The organism is Arthrobacter sp. 01T425, assembly GCF_056398725.1.
The window spans coordinates 143,570-164,010 of record NZ_JBFTPY010000009.1 but is presented as its reverse complement, the minus strand read 5'-3'; the positions used below and the strand labels follow the sequence as shown (position 1 = coordinate 164,010).

21 protein-coding genes and 1 riboswitch are annotated in these 20,441 nt (G+C 67.8%); of the genes, 18 read left to right on the top strand and 3 right to left on the bottom strand.

The window, feature by feature from the left end; genetic code table 11:
- Positions 1-13: 13 nt before the first annotated feature.
- On the bottom strand, positions 14-1,492 hold the full coding sequence (locus tag AC1DNG_RS12025) for a GuaB1 family IMP dehydrogenase-related protein (protein ID WP_476887421.1): 1,479 nt from the start codon (positions 1,490-1,492) through the stop codon (positions 14-16).
- A gap of 353 nt (positions 1,493-1,845) precedes the next feature.
- Here AC1DNG_RS12025 and AC1DNG_RS12020 point away from each other — a divergent pair, with 353 nt between their 5' ends.
- From AC1DNG_RS12020 to AC1DNG_RS12000, 5 genes are all read left to right on the top strand, one after another.
- Positions 1,846-5,649 carry a multifunctional oxoglutarate decarboxylase/oxoglutarate dehydrogenase thiamine pyrophosphate-binding subunit/dihydrolipoyllysine-residue succinyltransferase subunit gene (locus AC1DNG_RS12020; protein ID WP_476848822.1) on the top strand — a complete coding sequence of 1,268 codons (3,804 nt, stop codon included), beginning with the start codon at positions 1,846-1,848 and terminating at the stop codon, positions 5,647-5,649.
- A 112-nt stretch (positions 5,650-5,761) separates the two neighbouring features.
- The gene (locus AC1DNG_RS12015) at positions 5,762-6,361 is read left to right on the top strand and encodes a GDSL-type esterase/lipase family protein (protein WP_079553040.1); all 600 of its coding nucleotides are present in this window, start codon (positions 5,762-5,764) and stop codon (positions 6,359-6,361) included.
- Positions 6,362-6,511: 150 nt separating this feature from the next.
- Positions 6,512-7,339: a DUF4097 family beta strand repeat-containing protein gene (locus AC1DNG_RS12010; protein WP_476848821.1), complete on the top strand. Its 828-nt coding sequence runs from the start codon at positions 6,512-6,514 to the stop codon at positions 7,337-7,339.
- Positions 7,339-7,977: a PadR family transcriptional regulator gene (locus AC1DNG_RS12005; RefSeq protein WP_476848820.1), complete on the top strand. Its 639-nt coding sequence runs from the start codon at positions 7,339-7,341 to the stop codon at positions 7,975-7,977. Before AC1DNG_RS12010 ends, AC1DNG_RS12005 begins: the two co-directional genes overlap by 1 nt.
- Before the next feature lie 114 nt (positions 7,978-8,091).
- Complete coding sequence (locus AC1DNG_RS12000; protein ID WP_104061284.1) at positions 8,092-8,166, top strand: 50S ribosomal protein bL37; 75 nt, start codon at positions 8,092-8,094, stop codon at positions 8,164-8,166.
- Positions 8,167-8,243: 77 nt separating this feature from the next.
- Here AC1DNG_RS12000 and rsrA read toward each other — a convergent pair whose 3' ends face one another.
- A complete protein-coding gene (gene rsrA / locus AC1DNG_RS11995) occupies positions 8,244-8,504 on the bottom strand; it encodes a mycothiol system anti-sigma-R factor (protein ID WP_476887420.1) in 261 nt (86 codons plus the stop codon).
- Entirely contained in the window at positions 8,501-9,253 is a 753-nt protein-coding gene (locus AC1DNG_RS11990) for a sigma-70 family RNA polymerase sigma factor (protein ID WP_156945176.1), read from the bottom strand. The genes rsrA and AC1DNG_RS11990 overlap by 4 nt, the downstream gene beginning before the upstream one ends.
- Positions 9,254-9,501: 248 nt before the next feature.
- Here AC1DNG_RS11990 and AC1DNG_RS11985 point away from each other — a divergent pair, with 248 nt between their 5' ends.
- The 13 genes from AC1DNG_RS11985 to AC1DNG_RS11925 all read left to right on the top strand — a co-directional run bounded on the left by AC1DNG_RS11985 (position 9,502) and on the right by AC1DNG_RS11925 (position 20,418).
- Positions 9,502-10,050: a DoxX family protein gene (locus AC1DNG_RS11985; protein WP_028277492.1), complete on the top strand. Its 549-nt coding sequence runs from the start codon at positions 9,502-9,504 to the stop codon at positions 10,048-10,050.
- Between the two features lie 7 nt (positions 10,051-10,057).
- Positions 10,058-11,464: a 3-phosphoshikimate 1-carboxyvinyltransferase gene (gene aroA / locus AC1DNG_RS11980; protein ID WP_476887419.1), complete on the top strand. Its 1,407-nt coding sequence runs from the start codon at positions 10,058-10,060 to the stop codon at positions 11,462-11,464.
- Positions 11,448-12,563 (top strand): ribosome small subunit-dependent GTPase A, encoded by a 1,116-nt coding sequence (gene rsgA, locus AC1DNG_RS11975; RefSeq protein WP_079553032.1) that lies wholly within the window; start codon positions 11,448-11,450, stop codon positions 12,561-12,563. The genes aroA and rsgA overlap by 17 nt, the downstream gene beginning before the upstream one ends.
- 76 nt (positions 12,564-12,639) lie before the next feature.
- Positions 12,640-13,470 carry a histidinol-phosphatase gene (hisN, locus tag AC1DNG_RS11970; protein ID WP_028277489.1) on the top strand — a complete coding sequence of 277 codons (831 nt, stop codon included), beginning with the start codon at positions 12,640-12,642 and terminating at the stop codon, positions 13,468-13,470.
- Positions 13,471-13,547: 77 nt separating this feature from the next.
- Positions 13,548-13,661, top strand: a riboswitch (SAM riboswitch).
- A gap of 34 nt (positions 13,662-13,695) precedes the next feature.
- Positions 13,696-15,135, top strand: coding sequence for an aminotransferase class V-fold PLP-dependent enzyme (locus tag AC1DNG_RS11965; protein ID WP_476858858.1), 1,440 nt, complete (start codon positions 13,696-13,698; stop codon positions 15,133-15,135).
- Between the two features lie 80 nt (positions 15,136-15,215).
- A complete protein-coding gene (locus AC1DNG_RS11960; protein WP_476887418.1) occupies positions 15,216-16,010 on the top strand; it encodes a class I SAM-dependent methyltransferase in 795 nt (264 codons plus the stop codon).
- Positions 16,011-16,177: 167 nt separating this feature from the next.
- Positions 16,178-17,464, top strand: a complete 1,287-nt coding sequence (locus tag AC1DNG_RS11955) for an Nramp family divalent metal transporter (RefSeq protein WP_476856711.1) — start codon at positions 16,178-16,180, stop codon at positions 17,462-17,464.
- Positions 17,465-17,480: 16 nt separating this feature from the next.
- Complete coding sequence (locus tag AC1DNG_RS11950) at positions 17,481-18,194, top strand: metal-dependent transcriptional regulator (RefSeq protein ID WP_079553023.1); 714 nt, start codon at positions 17,481-17,483, stop codon at positions 18,192-18,194.
- Complete coding sequence (locus AC1DNG_RS11945; RefSeq protein ID WP_476856710.1) at positions 18,195-18,644, top strand: fluoride efflux transporter FluC; 450 nt, start codon at positions 18,195-18,197, stop codon at positions 18,642-18,644.
- Positions 18,644-19,012: a fluoride efflux transporter FluC gene (locus tag AC1DNG_RS11940; RefSeq protein WP_476856730.1), complete on the top strand. Its 369-nt coding sequence runs from the start codon at positions 18,644-18,646 to the stop codon at positions 19,010-19,012. Before AC1DNG_RS11945 ends, AC1DNG_RS11940 begins: the two co-directional genes overlap by 1 nt.
- 87 nt (positions 19,013-19,099) lie before the next feature.
- Entirely contained in the window at positions 19,100-19,471 is a 372-nt protein-coding gene (locus tag AC1DNG_RS11935; RefSeq protein ID WP_223916096.1) for a hypothetical protein, read from the top strand.
- Positions 19,472-19,518: 47 nt separating this feature from the next.
- On the top strand, positions 19,519-19,653 hold the full coding sequence (locus AC1DNG_RS11930; protein ID WP_018775274.1) for a hypothetical protein: 135 nt from the start codon (positions 19,519-19,521) through the stop codon (positions 19,651-19,653).
- Between the two features lie 300 nt (positions 19,654-19,953).
- On the top strand, positions 19,954-20,418 hold the full coding sequence (locus tag AC1DNG_RS11925) for a DUF6325 family protein (RefSeq protein WP_223916098.1): 465 nt from the start codon (positions 19,954-19,956) through the stop codon (positions 20,416-20,418).
- Positions 20,419-20,441: the final 23 nt, after the last annotated feature.

The window sequence follows — 20,441 nt, the reverse complement described above, 5'->3', positions numbered from 1 at the left end:
GGCCGCGCCGGGTTCACCAGCTCTGCGGGACGGGCCGGCCCTCCTCGTACCCGGCCGCGGACTGGATGCCTGCCACGGCGCGTTCCCGGAAAGCGGCGAGATCGGCAGCGCCGGCGTAGCTCATGGAACTGCGCAGGCCCGCGGTGATCATGTCCAGCAGGTCCTCTACGCCGGGCCGGGCCGCGTCGACGTACATGCGGGAGGTGGAGATGCCCTCCTCGAAGAGGGCCTTGCGGTCCTTTTCAAAGGCGCCCTCGCGTTGGTTGCGGTTCTGCACCGCCCGGGCGGACGCCATGCCGAAGCTCTCCTTGTACTGCCGGCCCGAGGCGTCGAGCTGCAGGTCCCCGGGGCTCTCGTGCGTACCGGCAAACCAGGAGCCGATCATGACCTGGCTGGCCCCGGCGGCCAGGGCCAGGGCGACGTCGCGCGGGTAGCGGACCCCGCCGTCGGCCCATACCCGGCCGCCGGCTTCCCGGGCCGCGGCGGAGCATTCCAGAACGGCACTGAACTGGGGGCGGCCCACGGCCGTCATCATGCGCGTGGTGCACATGGCGCCGGGGCCCACCCCGACCTTGACGATGTCCGCCCCGGCCTCGATGAGCTCACGTGTGGCATCGCCGGTGACGACGTTGCCGGCGACCACCGGCACGCCGGGGTTGAGACCCTTCACGGCGGCGAGGGCGTCGAACATTTTCTGCTGGTGCCCGTGCGCGGTGTCGAGGACCAGCACGTTGACGCCGGCCGCCAGCAATTCGGCGGCCCGCCCGGCCACGTCACCGTTGATTCCGACGGCGGCAGCGACCTTCAGCCTGCCGTCGTCGTCCAGGGACGGCCGGTAGAGCGTGGAGCGCAGGGCGCCCTTACGGGTGAGCACGCCGGCCAGGACCCCGTCCTGCTGCACCGGTGCGTAGTCGTTTCCGGCGGCGTCCATCGCTTCAAAGGCGCGGCGGAGGGCCTGCGCAGCATCGGCCGCCGACCCGCCCCCGAACAATCCGCCGGCGAGCGGTCCGGCGTCGAGCACCAGCGGCTGGTGGCGGATGACGGAGGCCAGTGACGCGAAACGGTCCTGGCCCTCGCAGTCGGCGGCCCGGACAACACCGGTGACCGCGCCGGAGTCGTCCACCACCACAACGGCCCCGTGCGGCCGCTTGCCCATCAGGTGGAGGGCATCAATGACGGTGTCCGTGGGCGCGAGCGTGACGGGGGTTTCCAGGACCGGGTGGCGTCCCTTGATCCAGGCCGTGACGTCACGGATGACGTCGAGCGGGACGTCCTGCGGCAGGACTCCAAGGCCGCCGCGGCGGGCCATGGTCTCGGCCATCCGCTTCCCCGTGACCGCCGTCATGTTCGCCGCCACCAGCGGGATCGCGGAGCCGGTCCCGTCGTCGGCCGCGAGGTCGACGTCCAGGCGGGAGGTGACATCGGACCGGGACGGGACCAGGAAGAGGTCCGAGTAGGTCAGATCGGTGGTGGGCTCATTCAGGAAACGCACTGCTGCTCCTTTGCTGGCACCCGCAGCTGGCACCGTCGGCGACAAACGGGTTCTCACTGCATTCTAGGGCGGTTTCCGGCAGGGCCGGCACCGCGTCCGGCACCGCGTCCGGCCTCGCGCAGGGCACCGCATGCGGGCCGCATCCGGGGCCGATTCTGCAACTCTTCTTCACCGCAATTCGGCGGCTGCCGGGGCGGATCATGATTTGGGTCACGCTTATTGGCGGTTTGGCAAGAATCCTCACTAGACTGGCATGGGTCTGGGTTCACTGGACGCAGAGACTGGCTCAATCGTTGTGCCGAGGCACCGTGGAAGCCAGTGGGAATCAAACTCACGGAAGAGGCGTATTTCAAGTGCCAGAGCAGCCTAGCCACCGTCTACCAGAGGAATTTGGCGGAAACGAGTGGCTCGTTGACGAACTGTATGAGCGTTACCAGCAGGACAAGAACACGGTCGACTCCAAGTGGTGGCCCCTGTTCGAATCCTTTGAAGCTAGTGACGCCTCTCCCGCCAACGGAACGTCCGGCACCGCGACAGCTGTGCATCCTGCCACCCGTGAACTTCCCGTTGTAGCGCCCGCCGCCGCTCCGGCAGCACCTGCGCCCGCCGCACCCGCCGCCCCCGCCGCCACGGCTGCGCCCGCACCGGCTGCGCCCGCCGCCAAGAAAGCCCCGGCCACCGTCGCCCGGGACGGCTCCAAGACTTCCGACGCCGGCCCCGGCACCGCGCCGATCCCGGCGCAGCTGCCCAAGAACCTCAAGGCCCCGACGGCTCCCGAAGAAGACGTCGTCTCGGTCCTGCGCGGCCCGGCCAAGGCGATCGCCTCGAACATGGTCACCAGCCTGGAAGTGCCGACAGCCACGAGCGTCCGCGCCATCCCGGCGAAGCTCCTGATCGACAACCGCGTGGTCATCAACTCCAACCTGGCCCGCGCCCGCGGCGGCAAGGTCTCCTTCACGCACCTGATCGGCTACGCCGTCATCCGCGCCCTGTCCCAGTTCCCGTCGATGAACGTCTACTACGACGAGATCGACGGCAAGCCGGTGGCTGTCCAGCCGGCGCACGTGAACTTCGGCATCGCGATCGACATGCCCAAGCCCGACGGCACCCGCCTGCTCATGGTCCCGAACATCAAGAAGGCGGAGACCCTCAACTTCTCCGAGTTCTGGCACACCTACGAGGACCTGATCAAGCGTGCCCGCAACGGCAAGCTGACCGCGGACGACCACTCCGGCACCACCGTGTCCCTGACCAACCCCGGCGGCATCGGCACCGTCCACTCGGTCCCGCGTCTGTCCAAGGGCCAGGCCGCCATCATCGGCGTCGGCGCACTGGACTACCCGGCCGAGTTCCAGGGTGCCAGCGAGAAGATCATCGCGCAGAACGCGATCAGCAAGGTCCTCACGCTGACCTCCACCTATGACCACCGCGTCATCCAGGGTGCCGGCAGCGGCGAGTTCCTCAAGCTTGTGCACCAGCTGCTGCTGGGCGCGCAGAACTTCTACGACGAGATCTTCGAGTCCCTGCGTATCCCCTACGAGCCCGTGCGCTGGAGCCCCGACCTGCAGGTGGACCCGGCCGACGAGATCAACAAGGTCGCCCGGATCCAGCAGCTGATCCACGCCTACCGCGTACGCGGCCACCTCATGGCAGACACCGATCCGCTCGAGTACGTCCAGCGCAAGCACCCGGACCTCGATGTCCTGACCTACGGCCTGACCCTGTGGGACCTGGACCGCGAGTGGCCCACCGGCGGCTTCGGCGGCAGGCCGATGCTCAAGTTCCGCGACATCCTCGGCGTCCTCCGTGATGCCTACTGCCGCACCGCCGGCATCGAATACATGCACATCCAGGACCCGGCCGAGCGCAAGTGGTTCCAGGACCAGCTGGAGCACCCGTACTCGAAGCCGAGCCGCGACGAGCAGCTGCGCATTGTCTCCAAGCTCAACGCCGCCGAGGCCTTCGAGACCTTCCTGCAGACGAAGTTCGTCGGCCAGAAGCGCTTCTCGCTCGAGGGCGGCGAGTCCCTGATCCCGCTGCTGGACGCGATCATCTCCGACGCCGCCGACGACGAACTCGACGAAGTGGCGATCGGCATGGCCCACCGCGGCCGGCTCAACGTGCTGACCAACATCGCGGGCAAGACCTACGCGCAGGTCTTCCGCGAATTCGAAGGCACCCAGGACCCGCGCTCCGTGCAGGGCTCCGGTGACGTCAAGTACCACCTGGGCACCGAGGGCACCTTCACCTCGGACAACGGCAAGGAGACCAAGGTCTACCTCGCCGCGAACCCGTCCCACCTCGAGGCCGTCGATTCCGTCCTCGAAGGGATCGTCCGTGCCAAGCAGGACCGCCTGGACCAGGGCGAGGCGTTCCCCGTGCTGCCGATCATGGTGCACGGCGACGCCGCCTTCGCGGGCCAGGGCGTGGTCGCGGAAACGCTCAACCTCTCCCAGCTGCGCGGGTACCGCACCGGCGGCACCATCCACATCGTGGTCAACAACCAGGTCGGCTTCACCACCGCACCGTCGTCCTCGCGTTCCTCCACGTACTCCACGGACGTCGCCAAGATGATCCAGGCACCGGTGTTCCACGTGAACGGCGACGACCCGGAGGCCGTGGTCCGCATCGGGCAGCTTGCCTACGAGTTCCGTCAGCGTTTCCACAAGGACGTTGTCATCGACATGGTCTGCTACCGCCGTCGCGGCCACAACGAGGGCGATGACCCCTCGATGACCCAGCCGCTGATGTACAACCTGATCGAGGCCAAGCGCTCGGTCCGCAAGCTGTACACCGAATCACTGATCGGCCGCGGTGACATCACCGAGGAAGAAGCCGAGCAGCTGCTGCGGGACTACCAGGAACGCCTGGAACGCGTCTTCGCGGAAACCCACGCGGCCCAGACGTCCCCGATCCCGATCATCACGGCCGATTCGGCCGCGGTGTCGGACCTGGAACGCCCCATGGCCCAGCAGTCCGATTCCGGCGTCAGCGCGCCTGTATCCACCGCGATCTCCGCGGAGACCCTGGCCCGCATCGGCAAGGCCCACACCGATATCCCGGACGGCTTCACCGTCCACGCCAAGCTCAAGCAGCTGCTGGAGAAGCGTGAGGCGATGTCCCGTGAAGGCGGCATCGACTGGGGCTTCGGTGAACTGGCCGCGTTCGGTTCGCTCATCATGGAAGGCGTCCCCGTCCGGCTTGCCGGCCAGGACTCGCGCCGCGGCACCTTCGTGCAGCGCCACGCCGTCTTCCACGACCGCGCCAACGGCGACGAGTGGCTTCCGCTGTCCCACCTCTCGGATGACCAGGCGAAGCTGTGGATCTACGATTCACTGCTCTCCGAATATGCCGCCATGGGCTTCGAATACGGGTACTCGGTGGAACGCCCGGATGCGTTGGTGCTCTGGGAAGCGCAGTTCGGTGACTTCGTCAACGGCGCGCAGACCATCATCGATGAGTTCATCTCCTCGGCCGAGCAGAAATGGGGCCAGCGGTCCTCGCTGGTTCTCATGCTGCCGCACGGCTACGAGGGCCAGGGTCCGGACCACTCCTCCGCCCGCATCGAGCGCTTCCTGCAGATGTGCGCCGAAGAGAACATGATCGTGGCCAACCCCACGACGTCGGCCTCGCACTTCCACCTGCTGCGCCGCCAGGCGTACAGCAGGCCGCGCAAGCCGCTCATCATCTTCACGCCCAAGCAGCTGCTCCGCCTCAAGGCCGCAGCGTCCTCCGTGGAGGACTTCACCACCGGCTCGTTCCGCCCGGTCATTCCGGAACACGCGCAGCTGCAGGCCGACGCCGTCGAACGCGTGCTGCTGGTCTCCGGGCGCCTGTACTACGATCTGCTGTCCACCCGGCAGAAGACCGAGAACAAGACCACGGCGATCGTCCGCGTCGAGCAGCTGTACCCGCTGCCGGCCGACGAGATCGCCGCGGAGCTGGCCAAGTACCCGAACGCCGAAGTGGTCTGGGCGCAGGACGAACCGGCCAACCAGGGTCCGTGGCCGTTCATCGGCCTGAACCTGCCGGACGCCCTGGACCGCCGGGTCCGCCTCATCTCCCGCCCCGCCTCGGCCTCCACCGCGGCAGGGTCGATGAAGCGCCACGCGGCAGAACAGGACGCCCTGCTCAAGCAGGCATTCGCTCGTAAATAGCGGCATTGCTGCCCGGCCGGAGACTGAAACAACAACACTCCGGCCGGGCGGTTCTGTTTAATGGACTATTAGTGGTCAGCTTGATGGACAGCGTTGAAGTGAAGAGGTAGTCGTGGAAGATCGGAAGCTGCGGATCGCAGCCGTTGGGGACGAGCTGTTGGCTGGGCTTGGTGATCCGCGCGCCCTGGGCTGGCTGGGCCGGGTCCTGGCCCGCACGCCGCAGGACAGCGTCGCCCTGGAGTGCTACTCCCTGCCATGCCCCGAAGAGGGCACCGAGGGCATTGCGGCCCGCTGGCTCGAGGAGGCGGGCCGACGATTCGGCAACCACCACGAAAACCGCCTGGTGATCGGCCTGTCAGGACGCGACATTGAGTTCGGCCTGTCCACGGCCCGCAGCCGCCTGAACCTGGCCAACATCCTGGACTCCGCCTCCCAGAACAAGATCGAGGTCTTCGTCGTGGGCCCGCCGCCCACGCTTGACCCCGCGCAGAACCGCAGGCTCGGCGAGCTCAACACCGCCTTCGCCGACGTCACGACGCGCCGGAAGCACCTCTATGTCGACACGTTCTCGCCGCTGCTTAACCACGAGCAGTGGCGCCAGGACCTCGCGGCCAACGGCGGCACGCCCGGCCAGGCCGGCTATGGCCTCATGGCCTGGCTCGTGCTGCACCGCGGCTGGTTCCAGTGGCTGGGCCTGGACACCCCGGAATAGGCGGGCAAGCAGGCAACCGGCCGCGCCGGGACCCCACCCTCCAGGGATTTCGCGATATATCTTGACCTGCCGGCAAGCGCGATATATCGTGACTTCATAGTCGCGATATATCGTTAGTTGCCCCAGCCCTTTCGCCCTTCCGGAGGAACCATGTCAGAGAACACGTGGACCGTGACCGGCCCGCAGACCATCGACGTCGACGGCGTCCACTCCCTCAAACTCGGGATTGTCCGCGGCCGCTTCGACATCGTCACCCATGACGAGGACGTTGCCAGGATCGAGGTCTCGGAAATCGAAGGCGATCCGCTGTCGGTTTCGATCGTCAACGGCCGCTTGGAAGTCCGCCACCAGCTGCACGGCCCGCAGGGCTGGTTCAAGAACCTGATGAGCACCGTCAACAACGGCAGCAGCAACTCGGTGGTCATCAGCATCGCCCTGCCGGCCGGCGTCGAGGTCGAGGCCGGGACGGTGAGCGGCGACGGCATGGTTTCCGGGCTCAGCGGCCACACCCGGCTCAACACCGTCTCGGGATCCGTGCTGGCCGACGGCACCGCCGGGAACCTGTCCGTCAACACGGTCAGCGGCGAGGTGATTGCCCGCAACCACCGGGGCGTCCTGACCGCCAAGAGCGTCTCCGGCGAGGTGACGGCCTCGGGCGAATTCAGCAACATCCGGGCGAACACCGTCAGCGGCGACCTGAACTTCGACCTGCACGGCTTCACCCATGACTTTGGCGCCAATTCGGTCTCCGGCGACGTCACCATCCGGCTGCCGCACGACGTCGGGGTGGACATCGTTGCCAAGTCCGCCAGCGGCGCGGTGGTCATCGATGACACGAGGTACGCCCAGCCCGGCGGCACGGTGCAGACCATCGCGGGACCGGACGCCAAGCTGATGCTGGTCCGGACCAACTCGGTCTCGGGAAAGACGTCGCTCTTCCACGGCCAGCCCAGCCCGGACACCGAAACGGCCCTCTGATGCCTCCCGTCTTCGCCCACGGGGCGCTGCGGCTGTACCTGCTCGCCCTGCTCGAATCGGGCCCCAAGCACGGCTACGAGCTGATCAAGGCGCTCAGCGAGCGTTTCGGCGGAACGTACTCCCCCAGTGCCGGGACCATCTACCCGCGCCTGGGCAAGCTTGAAGAGGAAGGGCTCGTCGCCACCCGGACGGAAGGCCGCCGCACCAACTACAGCATCACTCCGGCCGGCCTCACGGAACTGAACCGCCGGCGGGACGAACTCGCCGGCGTCGAGAACGACATCTCGGCGTCGGTCCGCCGGCTCGCCGACAACCTGCGCCAGGACATCCGCGTCAACATGCGCGGCCTCCGGGCCGACCTTGCGGCCACGGCCGAGGCGGCCCGGACCTCGGCCCGCGCCGCCGGTTCTGCCGGCGGGACGGGCACTGCCGGCGCCGCGGGAAGCCCGTGGTACTCCCCGGAGGGCGAACGGCGGCTGAAGGAGGCGGAAATGCTGGTGCAGGCGTTCCGCGACGACATGCGGGTGGAACTGCGGCGTCATGCCGGGAGCCGTCCGGTCACCGCCGTCACGCTCGAAACGGTCAGGACCGTGCTGGACCAGGCCCGGATCTCGATCCGAAATTCGTTGGAGGGCTGAGGCCGGGACCGACCGGCCGCGGCGCGTAGCACGGGCCTCCGGTTCGCGGCGGGTGCCGCGATGTGGGAGACTTGAGGGCAGCTCTTTTGAGTACCAAGATTAAGGAGGCCAGCTATGAGCAAACGTGCACGTAAACGTCGTGACCGTAAGCGTGGCGGCGCGAACCACGGTAAGCGCCCCAACGCCTAAGCAAAGCTTGGAATGACAGCTTTAGACGAATGACCCCGGAATCCTCACGGATTCCGGGGTCATTCGTTTATGTCGGCTCAGGCTTCCACAGTCCGGATCGAGTGAATCCGGTCCAGGATGGAGTTCTTGAGGTTTTCCGGAGCTGCTTCGGTACACGAACGCTTGACCATCACGCGGATGACACATTCGAGGTCATACTGCTCCAGGCACTCCGGGCAACTCTCCAGGTGGTCCTTGATCTCTGCGATGTCTGCACGCGTGAGCGCACCATCCAGATATTCATAGATACGTTGCATCCGGGCGTCATCGCAATCGCCCAGTCCCTGGCAGTCGCTCATTTCCTGTTCTCCTGTTTGTTGCTGTCGGCCGCGGCGCTTGACTCGGTGGCGGCCCTGAATCCTCGTTCGGCGGCATAGTCCGCCAGCATGTCCCGCAGCATCTTCCGGCCGCGGTGCAGCCGCGACATGACGGTCCCGATGGGGGTGTTCATGATGTCCGAAATTTCCTTGTACGCGAACCCCTCGACGTCGGCGAAGTACACGGCCAGCCGGAATTCCTCCGGAATCGACTGGAGGGCGCGCTTCACATCCGAATCGGGCAGGTGGTCAAGGGCCTCAGCCTCCGCCGAACGCAGTCCCGAGGACGTATGCGACTCGGCGCGGGCCAGCTGCCAGTCCTCAATCGTGTCCGAATTCGACTGCAGCGGCTCGCGCTGACGCTTCCGGTACAGGTTGATGTACGTGTTGGTGAGGATGCGGTACAGCCAGGCCTTCAGATTGGTTCCGGGCTTGTACTGGTGGAACGCGGAAAACGCCTTCGTATACGCCTCCTGGACCAGGTCCTCGGCGTCGGAGGGGTTCCGGGCCATCCTCATGGCCGCCGAATACAGCTGGTCCACGTACTGCATGGCGTCACGCTCAAAGCGCACCCGGCGCTCTTCCGCGGACTCGGTGGAGACATCAAGGGGCTTCCCGTCCACCTCGGTCTCCAAAGCGGCGGGCGTGCCGGCATCAGGTGTCTTGGTGGGCGTGGCGTCGTTTCCGGCAACCTCGTGCATGGCCGCAACGGCCGGGTCCATGGTGCTCATTGCGTTCAAGTCTACTGTCACCTTCCGCCGGGCACCCGGAACCGCCGGAAGCGCGAGGGTCCATGATTGACCGGAACCGGCTTCCGGTTCCGCCCTGTCTTTGACCAGAGTCAAATCTCCGCCTTCGTTAGCCTGCTGGGATCTGCCTTTCACAACCACGTCCTGCGGGCAAATATTCCGCAAAAGTGCAAGACTAGAACCGGTTCTCCCGCAGTGAAGCCGCTGTTCGTCCATCCAGGAGGAAATTCATGTCGTTTGTCCGCTTTCTCGCCCGGCCCATGCTCGCCTCCAGTTTCGTCCTCGCCGGCATGGACAAGCTCAAGAACGCGGATGACACTGCGGCCCAGCTGTCCCCCCTGTTGCGCCGTGCGGCCGACGCCTTGCCGTTCCAGCCAAATGAAAAAGTCGTGGCACGCGTGATCGGCGGCACCCAGATCGGCGCCGGCGTCTGCTTCGCCCTCGGCAAGTCCGCCCGGCTGGCGGCCACCCTGCTCGCCGTCATTTCGCTCCTGAACGGCTACGTCGAATGGCGCAGCGCGGACATCTCCTCGAAGGAAGCCCGCGACGCCCGCCGCAAACAGCTCCTGAAAAACGTCTCCCTCACCGGCGGCGTGCTCCTCGCCGCGGTCGATACCGCCGGCAAGCCCAGCCTGGCCTGGCGCGCCGGGCACCTGGCCGCCGATGCCAAGAAGAGCGCCGGACACCTCGCCGCCGATGCCCGCAAGACCACCAACAAGCAGCTGAAGAAGGCCGACAAAGTCGTCCGCAAGGCCGTAGACCACTCTGCCGGGGCCTAAGACGGTAATGACTGGCACCACCCCCTCTTCTGCCGCTGCCCCGTCCCACCCTGCCGGCGCCCACGCAGCCGACGCCGGCCCGCACTGGCCCGCCCCCTTCGCCGCACGGCCGGTCGATGCCACTGTCACCGTTCCCGGCTCCAAGTCTCTGACCAACCGGTACCTCGTGCTCGCCGCCCTCGCGGACGGACCTTCCCGGCTGCGGGCTCCCCTGCACTCCCGGGATTCCGCACTGATGATTGAGGCCCTGCGGCAGTTGGGGGCCACCGTCACGGAAGTGCCCGGCGACGGCGCCTTCGGCCCCGACCTGGAAATCGTCCCGATCAGCATGGATCCCGCGTCGGCTGACACGGCGATCGACTGCGGCCTGGCCGGCACGGTCATGCGCTTTGTCCCGCCGGTGGCCGCACTGCGCCGCGGTGAGTCCCTTTTCGACGGCGACCCCCACGCCCGCAAACGCCCCATGGGCACCATTATCGAGGCCCTCGCCGGCCTGGGTGTGGCAGTGACCGCACCCGACGGCGGTCCGGCGTCGTCGTTGCCGTTCACGGTGCACGGCTCGGGCGAGGTGCGCGGCGGCCACCTGGTCATCGATGCCAGCGCTTCGTCCCAGTTCGTCTCCGCCCTGCTGCTGGCCGGGGCGCGCTTCACCGAGGGACTCCACCTAGAGCACGTCGGCAAGCCCGTGCCGAGCCTGGACCACATCAACATGACCGTGGCCGTGCTGCGCGGCGTGGGCGTGGCGGTCGACGACTCGGTGCCGAACCACTGGGTTGTCTCCCCTTGCCCGATCCGCGCCTTCGACGTCCGGATCGAGCAGGACCTCTCGAACGCCGGCCCCTTCCTCGCGGCGGCCCTGGCCACCGGCGGCACCGTGCGGATCCCGAACTGGCCCGCGAAAACCACCCAGGTGGGTGATCTCTGGCGCGGAATCCTGACGGCCATGGGCGCCACGGTGACGGTTGACGGCGGCACCCTGACCGTCAGCGGAGGCCCGGAGATCAAGGGCGGCGACTTCGACGAAACCAGCGAACTCGCCCCCACCGTAGCCGCGCTGTGCGCCCTCGCCACCGGCCCCTCACGGCTGGGCGGCATCGCCCACCTCCGCGGCCATGAAACGGACCGGCTCGCCGCCCTCGTCGCCGAAATCAACCGCCTCGGCGGGGACGCCGAAGAAACCCCCGACGGCCTCATCATCCGCCCGGCCGCGCTGCACGGCGGTGTGGTGCACAGCTACGCGGACCACCGCATGGCAACCGCCGGCGCCATCCTCGGCCTTGCCGTAGCCGGCGTGGAAGTCGAGGACATTGCAACCACGGCCAAGACCATGCCCGATTTCCCGCAACTCTGGGAAGCGATGCTGGCCCAGGGACCCGCCGCAGATGAGGACACCGCCGGTGGCACGCAGCACTGATTCCTGGGACGAGTCCGACGTCCGGATCCGGCCGAACAAGAAGGGCACACGGCCCCGCACCAAGGACCGGCCCAGCTACGATGACGCCGTCACCGGACGCATCATCACCGTTGACCGCGGCCGCTACACCGCCGTCGTCGGCGAGGGGACCGCGGACGAACGCAAGATCATCGCGGCCCGGGCCCGGGAACTGCGCCGCAACCCGGTGGTTGCCGGCGACTTCGTCTCCCTGGTCGGGGATGTCACCGGCGAGCCCGACACCCTGGCGCGGCTGGTCAAGATCCAGGACCGCAAGACGCTGCTGCGCCGCAGCGCCGACGACACGGACCCGATCGAACGTGCCGTCGTGGCCAACGCCGACCAGCTGGTGGTGGTGGTCGCCGCCGCCAACCCCGAGCCGCGGACCGGTTTCATCGACCGCGCGCTGGTGGCCGCGTACGATGCCGGCATTGAGCCGCTGCTGCTCGTCACCAAGGCCGATGTCAAGGATCCCGCCGAGCTGCTGTCCAACTACCAGCACCTCGACTTCCCCGTCATCATCTCCAAGACCGCCGACTCCGCCGCTTCCGGCATCGACGCCCGCTCCGACGACGGGCTCTCCGCCCGGCTCGACAAGGACGCGGTATCCCAGCTGCGCGACTACCTCGACGGCAAGGTCACCGTGATGCTGGGCCATTCCGGCGTCGGCAAGTCCACCATGGTCAACGCCCTGACCGGGGCCGAGCGGGCCACGGGAGGCGTGAACGCGGTAACCGGCCGCGGCCGCCACACGTCCTCCTCGGCACTGGCGCTCAAAGTCAACGATGCCCCGGCCGGCAGCTGGATCATCGACACCCCCGGCATCCGGTCCTTCGGCCTGGCCCACGTGGACCCGGACCGGATCCTGCGTTCCTTCCCGGACCTGGAACCGGGCACCGATGATTGCGAACGCGGCTGCAAGCATGACTCCACCGCCGTCAACTGCGGCGTCGACAAGTGGGTTGCGGCCGGGCATGCGGGGCCCTCGGGACCGGCCAGGCTCGCGTCCCTGCGACGGCTGCTGGGCACTGACCCGCGGATGGAAGCGCAGGAAACCAAGGAACTGGGCACCGTCTCCTAGCCGGACCGGCAACGGGGCGGCGGCGCCGTGCCGCGGCCTCCCGCCCGGCAGCCCGGTTTGACGGTAGTTTGGAACCATGAGCCAACCCGCTTCGAGCTACAACGATGACCTGCGCCTTGCCCATGTACTGGCAGATTCGGTCGATTCCCAGACCATGAGCCGCTTCAAGGCGCTCGACCTTCGGATCGAGACGAAGCCCGACCTCACACCCGTCACCGATGCCGACAAGTCCGCGGAAGAGGCCATCCGCGGCCAGCTCTCCCGGTCACGTCCGCGTGACGCGGTCCTGGGCGAAGAGTTCGGCAGCTCGGGCCACGGTTCCCGCCGGTGGATCATCGACCCGATCGACGGCACGAAGAACTTTGTCCGCGGCGTCCCGGTCTGGGCCACCCTGATCGCCCTCGTCGATGAGGGCGAGCCGGTGGTCGGCGTCGTCAGCGCGCCGGCACTGGGCAAGCGCTGGTGGGCCGCCAAGGGTGCGGGCGCCTACACGGGCCGCTCGCTCGCCGCCGCCACACGGTTGAAGGTATCCAACGTCTCCAATCTCGAGGACGCCTCGCTGTCCTACTCCAGCCTTGGCGGCTGGAAGGAACGCGGGAACCTGGATGAGTTCCTGGGCCTGACCGAGGAAGTGTGGCGGACCCGCGCCTACGGTGACTTCTGGTCGTACTGCCTCGTGGCCGAGGGCGCCGTGGACATCGCCTGCGAACCCGAGCTGAACCTCTATGACATGGCCGCCCTGGTGCCCATCGTGACCGAGGCCGGCGGCCGCTTCACCTCGCTCGAAGGCGAGGACGGCCCCTTCGGCGGCAACGCCCTGGCCACCAATTCGATCCTGCACTCGGAAGTGCTCAAGCGGCTCAACCCCGGACTCGACGACCTCTTTCAGGCCCACCCGAACAACTGATCCGCGCCCGTAATAATCCGCTTCACAATCGGCGGCCGCCTTTTCCCCGGCTGCGCCGATGTCCTACGCTCGATGCAGGTCACGAGTGCCAGCGCTAAACCCCGGTTTGCTGGCCGGCAACCCTCCAGTCGCGGTGGGGTGCCCCGGGTGACGACCTGGCCGGTCCGGAACGGACCCGGCAAGCGCGGATTCCCACGGTGTGGGGTCCTGTTCGAGTGAGGTCCCATGACAACTGCCATTTTCCCCGTTGCCCCTGAATTCCATGCACGGCTTGCCCTCGCGGCCCGCCCGCTGGCAGCCGTCACCGGGGCCGAAATCCAGGCCCCGCTGATCACCGGCGGCCACGCGCGCTACGCCAACCTCGACTACGGCGCCTCCGCCCCGGCCCTGTCCGTGGTCTCGGCCTACCTGAACGAAATCCTGCCGTACTACGCGAGCGTGCACCGCGGCGCCGGCTACGCATCACAGATCAGCACCTCCGTCTACGAGAACGCCCGGGACATCGTGCGGGACTTCGTGGGCGGCCGGCCCGGCGATTCCGTGATCTTCACGCGCAACACCACCGATTCCCTGAACCTGCTGGCCGGCTGCCTGCCGCTGCGCGACGGGCGGCCCGCGGGCGAGGTCCTCTACCTCGACATCGAACACCACGCCAACCTCCTGCCCTGGCAGAATGTCCCGCACCGCAGCGTCGTGGCCGCCGCCACCCTCGCGGCCACCGTGGACCGCCTGCGCGACGAACTCGCCCGCGGCGGCGTCAGCCTGTTGGCCGTCACCGGCGCCTCCAACGTCACCGGCGAGATCCTCCCGATCCGGACCCTGGCCGCACTGGCGCACGAATACGGCGCCAGGATCGTTGTCGACGCCGCGCAGCTCGCCCCGCACCGGCGGATCAATATCGCCGCGGACGACGTCGATTACCTCGCCTTCTCGGGGCACAAGCTGTACGCCCCGTTCGGCGCCGGCGTGCTGGTGGGGCGGACGGACTGGCTCGACGCCGGCACCCCGCACCTGGCCGGCGGCGGCGCGGTCCGCGATGCCCGGCTCGACTCCGTCAGCTGGACCACGGGACCTGCCCGGCACGAGGGCGGCTCGCCGAACGTCCTCGGTGCGGCGGCCCTCGCCCGCGCCACCCAGGTCATTGCAGCCCTGGACCCGGAGCAGTGGCAGGCCCACGAGGACGCCATCCGGTCCTTCCTCGTCGAGGGCCTCCAGGGCATCGAAGGGGTAACCGTGCACCGGATCTTTGCCGATTCGGCTTCCGATTCTTCCTCCGCTTCTTCCACTGGAGGCGATCAGCCGGACACCGGCACGATCGGCGTCGTGAACTTTTCCGTGGAAGGCTACGACGCCGGACTGGTGGCCGCCTACCTGTCGGCCGAACACGGCATTGGCCTGCGCGACGGCCGCTTCTGTGCCCACCCGCTGCTCAAGCGGCTCGGCCTGCCCGCCGGCTCCCTGCGGGCCAGCTTCGGCCTCGGCTCACGGCTGGAGGACGCCGAACGCCTGCTGGCCGGCCTGCAGCAGCTGCGGCAGAACGGACTCGGCTGGGATTACGTGGTGGATGCCGGCCGCTGGGTGCCGGCCAACGATACCCGCAGCTATCCCCACTGGGCGCCGAACACCCCGGGCACCGCCGGCGCTGCGCCCTGCACCCTCGACTAGGCAGGATCGGGGCCCGGCGCGGGTGCGGTAAATTCGAAAGGTACCTGAAACCAGCAGGACCTTCCCGAAGGAGATCGCACGTGGCAAGCGCCGGCCCCAGGCTCCACAGCGGAGTCAAGCCGCACAGCGGACCGAAACTGCACAGCGAGCGGCGCCAGGAACTCGGACAAAGCTTCCAGGACGGCGGGGAGCACTACGAGCGCGTCCGCCCCGGCTATCCGCAGGAGTCAGCCGACTGGCTGGTCCCGGCGGGGGCCAGGGACGCCGCGGACATTGGCGCGGGCACCGGGAAGTTCACCTCCCTTTTGGCGGAACGCGGACTGGGCACGGTGGCCGTGGACCCCTCTCCCGACATGCTCGGGCAGTTGCGCCGGACCCTGCCAGACGTCACCGCCATCGAGGGCAGCGCCGAGGACACCGGTCTCGAGCCGGAGTCCTTTGACCTGGTCACGGTCGCCCAGGCGTGGCACTGGTGCGACCCCGGCCTGGCAAGCGCCGAGATTGCCCGGATCCTGCGGCCGCACGGCGTGCTGGGTCTGATCTGGAACCAGCTGGACACCAGCGTGCCCTGGGTGCACCGGCTCTCCCGGATCATGCATGCAGGGGACGTCCACAAGCCAAACTTCCGTCCGGCCGTGGGCCCCGAGTTCACCGGACTGGAGAGCCACCTGACGCGCTGGGAGGATTCCGTCACGGCGGAGGACATCCAGGAGTTGGCCAAGTCCCGCAGCTACTATCTCGCGGCATCGGACTCCACCCGGGCCAAGGTCACAGCCAACCTCGCCTGGTACCTGCACGAGCATCTGGGGCACACCCCAGGCGAGGTGCTCCGGCTGCCATACGTGACCCAGACGTGGCGGGCCTTCCGGGCCTGATGCACGCTCACCCCGGATTCCCCCGGATTGCACGCAGCGCCCGCCGGGCTTATTGTTTCGGTATGCCTAATAATTTCTTATAGGCACACGAAACTTTGACACCGGCTGTTTTCCGGCCGGCGCCGATCATCGCGTCAACGCCGACGCGCCAATCACAGGAGCTGGCAGTGCTGGAGCTAACGGGACACGGGCAACCGGCGCAGGACGCCCCCACTTACAAACACCCGGGTGCCCGGAGGGCGCTGATCGGCCTGTTGGGACCGGCCTTCGTGGCGTCGATCGCCTACGTGGACCCCGGAAACGTGGCCGCCAACCTGACCGCCGGAGCGCAGTACGGCTACCTGCTGGTGTGGGTCCTCGTGGCCGCCAACGTCATGGCCGTGCTCGTCCAGTACCAGTCCGCCAAGCTCGGGATCGTCACGGGCAAGAGCCTTCCGGAGATCCTTGGTGAACGGCTCAAGCCGTTCTGGCGCCGCGCCTTCTGGGTGCAGGCCGAAGTTGTCGCCGCCGCCACCGATCTCGCGGAGGTGGTGGGCGGCGCAATTGCCCTGTACCTGCTTTTCGGCCTGCCCCTCCCCCTTGGCGCCCTGATTGTCGGCGCCGTGTCAATGCTCCTGCTCGCGGTCCAGGCCCGGCAGAAACAGCGGCCGTTCGAATTCATCATCATGTTCCTGCTCGGCATCATCACAGTCGGCTTCCTGGCCGGGCTGTTCATCAGCCCGCCCGATCCGGGAGCCGCCCTGGCCGGGCTCATGCCCGGCTTCCAGGGACCGGACACCGTACTGTTGGCCGCCAGCATGCTCGGGGCCACCGTCATGCCGCACGCCATCTACGTCCACTCGGCCCTGTCCCGGGACCGGCACCGGCCGGACGAACACCTGCATGTTCCCCCGGCGGCCATCGCGCGCCTGGTCCGGGCCACCCGGTTCGACGTCGTGGCCGCCCTCGCGATCGCCGGACTGGTCAACATCGGCATGCTGCTCCTGGCCGCCTCCACCCTCGGCGGCGAAGAAGGCACGGACACGATCGAGGGCGCGCACGCCGCCATCACCGCCAACCTCGGCCCGATCGTCGGCGTGATCTTCGCGGTCGGGCTGCTCGCCTCAGGCCTGGCATCGACCTCGGTGGGCTGCTATGCCGGCGGCACCATCATGCAGGGCCTGCTCAAGATCCGGATCCCCGTCATGGCCCGGCGCGTCGTGACCCTCATCCCCGCCGTCGTGCTGCTGGCGGTGGGCTTCGACCCCACCTGGGCGCTCGTCCTGAGCCAGGTGGTCCTCAGCTTCGGGATTCCCTTTGTCCTGGTCCCGCTGGTGGTGCTGACCAGCAACAAAGCCCTGATGGGCCGGTTCGCCGACGGCCCGGCCCTCCGAGTCGCCGCCATCATCAGCGTGGTGCTCGTAGTGGCTCTCAACCTGGTGCTGCTGTGGCTCACTTTCTCCGGAAGCAGCTGACGGTAGGCTTAGGTCTGTGAAGACCAGTACGCCCTCCTCCTCGATCGAGGACTACGTCAAGGTCATCTATTCGTTCACCGAGTGGCAGCGCAAGCCCATCACCTCCACGCAGCTGGCGCAGCGCCTGGGCGTCGCCAACTCCTCGGTTTCGGAAATGGTCCGCAAGCTCAAGGACCAGGGCCTCGTGGACCACAAGCCCTACAGCGCCGTCACGCTCACCAGCGATGGAGTCCGGCTCGCCCTGTCCATGGTCCGGCGGCACCGGCTGATCGAGACTTTCCTCGTCCGCGAGCTGGGGTACCGCTGGGACGAGGTCCATGACGAAGCCGAACTCCTGGAACACGCCGTCTCGGACACCTTTATTGAACGCATGGCGGCCAAGCTGGGGAACCCCACCCGGGACCCGCACGGCGATCCCATTCCGGCAGCCGACGGCTCGGTGCTGATGCCCGCCGCCCACCGCCTGAGCGAACTCGACGACGGCCACACCGGCCGGATCACCCGGATCAGCGACGAGAACCCGGAGCTCCTGCGCTATCTCGCCGCAGAGGACATCGACCTCGACGCCGAAGTGGAGGTGGTGGGCCGGCGTCCCTTCGGTGGCCCCATGGTAGTGCGGATCGGTTCCGCCGCGGCACCGCGCGAATTCGATTTCGCCGACGAGGTCGCCTCGGCCCTCTGGGTCCACAGCGATGCTGGGCACGCCGGCTGCAGCGTCACGGAGAGCTGAGTGAAGGGTGCGCTGGACGAGCGCCGGGCCGTGCCGCGCCCCGGCGTGCCGGGGTGGAAGGCCTGGTCCGCCGTCGCCGTCGGCGGGCTGATCGGAACCGAGCTGCGTTTCGGCGCCGGCCTGATTTTTCCCGAAAGCGCCGGCGGGGTGCCGTGGACCACGTTGGCGATCAATGTCTCCGGGAGTTTCGTTCTGGCCACCCTGACCACCCTCTGGATCGCGCGGCCGCAGACGGCTTTCTGGCTGCGGGCCGGCATCGGCCCCGGCCTCCTGGGTTCCTTCACCACCTTTTCGGCGCTGGTGATTGCCATTGACCAGCAGATCCGCGGCGGCTTCCATGCCACGTGGCTGGCCTACCTCGGGCTCTCGCTGGTCCTGGGCCTCGGGGCGGCGGCGGCCGGCTGGAAAACCGGCAAGGCGATTGCAGACCTCCGCGGCGGTGCCCAATGATGACCGCGCTCCTGGTCGGGGCGTGCGGGGTGGCGGGAGCACTCCTGCGGTTCGCCGTCGACTCCTGGTTTGCGCACCATCAGGGCTCCCGACCGCACTGGCCCTGGGCGACGTTCACGGTCAACGTCGCCGGATCCTTCATCATCGGTTGGTCCGTCGGCCTGACCGGCCACCTGGAGCTGGGCACCGACTGGCACGCCGCGATCGCAACCGGTCTCGCCGGCGGCCTGACCACCTTCAGCTCATGGACCACCGCGACGGTCCGCCTGGTCAGCGAAGAGCGGTACCGGGCGGCGGCGCTCAACATCGGCGCGAACCTTCTCGTGGGGCTCGCGGCCGCCGCGCTTGGGCTTGCCCTCGCGGGCTGAAAACCTTAGCCCGCCGCCGGTGTGTCGAGGGTAACACCGGGGCGCCCTGGTGGCTTCGGGCCGCCGTCGTTCCCGTATCGTTGAAGGATGGTTACCCGACGTGAAGCAGCCCAGACCCTCGACATTCCCCTGGAAATGGCGCACCGTCACGGCATCCCGCCCCGGCTGTCCGAGGCCGAGCTGGGCGAGCTGCTGGACAACCCGCCGGCGTGGCTGGTCCAGTCCAAGGCAAACCGCACCGGCAAGCGGCCCGTCTGGGTCCAGCTCACCTGTGCCGTCTGCGGATTCTCCGAAGCGGCCCGGCCCAAAAAATGGTGGCCGGAGTTCACTTACGTCTGCTGCGCGCACCACGAGGCACGCGAGATCCCGGTGCTCGGGCCCGGGCTCGTGCGCAGTGTGTACGACGGCGTCGGCAGCCGTTTCGCAGGGATCGTGGACGCCGCCGTTCCCGAGGCGTAGCTTAAAAGACGGGGCTACCCCTGGCCCCTGCCGTGAGGGAGAGCACCATGCCTGACAAGACGCCGCACCAGAGCGTGTCGAAGAAGTCGGTTAAAACCATCAAGGAAAAACGGGCAGAGAAAAAGGCGAAACACATCGTTGATGCCCACACCGACCCAGTGGCACACATCAAGAAGCGCTGAATAATCGAGAGGCCGGAAGCCGTTGCTTCCGGCCTCTTGTCGTGGTGCCCTGACACGTCCCGTCGGGCTGGTGGCTCACCCGAAATGGATGATGTGACAATCTCACGTTGGCGGTTGAGTGGTCTTGGGATCCGACCGAGAGGTCCTATTCCGGGGCATATCCGCGACGCAGTTCCAACCGTTGAGCGGCGCGGGGCCCATCGGAATCATTCGACGCGGGTGGTGACGGCCCGGCGGGGACCGCCCACACTAAGACCAGTGCGCCAGACAGCGTGCTCGACACAGACCGGAGGAATACCAGTGACAACCACACCGGAGACTGAGGCCCACGGGCCGGTCGACTTCGTACTCCTGGAGTTCCCCGTATCGGGACTGACGGGACGGGCGAGTGAGGAACTCGTTAAGCTCGTCGAGCAGGGCGTGATCCGCCTCTTCGATCTCCTCGTCGTCATGAAGAATGACGACGGATCTGTCGAGGTGCTCGAACTCACCGACCCAGGCGGTCCCGCGGCGGGGTTCTCCTACTTCGAGGGGGCCCGGACCGGGCTTTTGGGCGACGATGACATCGCCGAAGCCTCGGCCGCGCTGCTCCCCGGGACGGTGGCCGCGCTGATCGTCTACGAAAACACCTGGGCGGCACCGTTCGTGGCGGCCGTTCGGGACAGCGGGGGCGAACTCATCGCGAGCACGCGGATCCCTGCTCCGGACGTGATGGAAGCACTTGATGCACTTGACGCCGCCGCACCTCCGGTTGCCGACGCCTGAGACCTGACGCAGAACAAGAGATG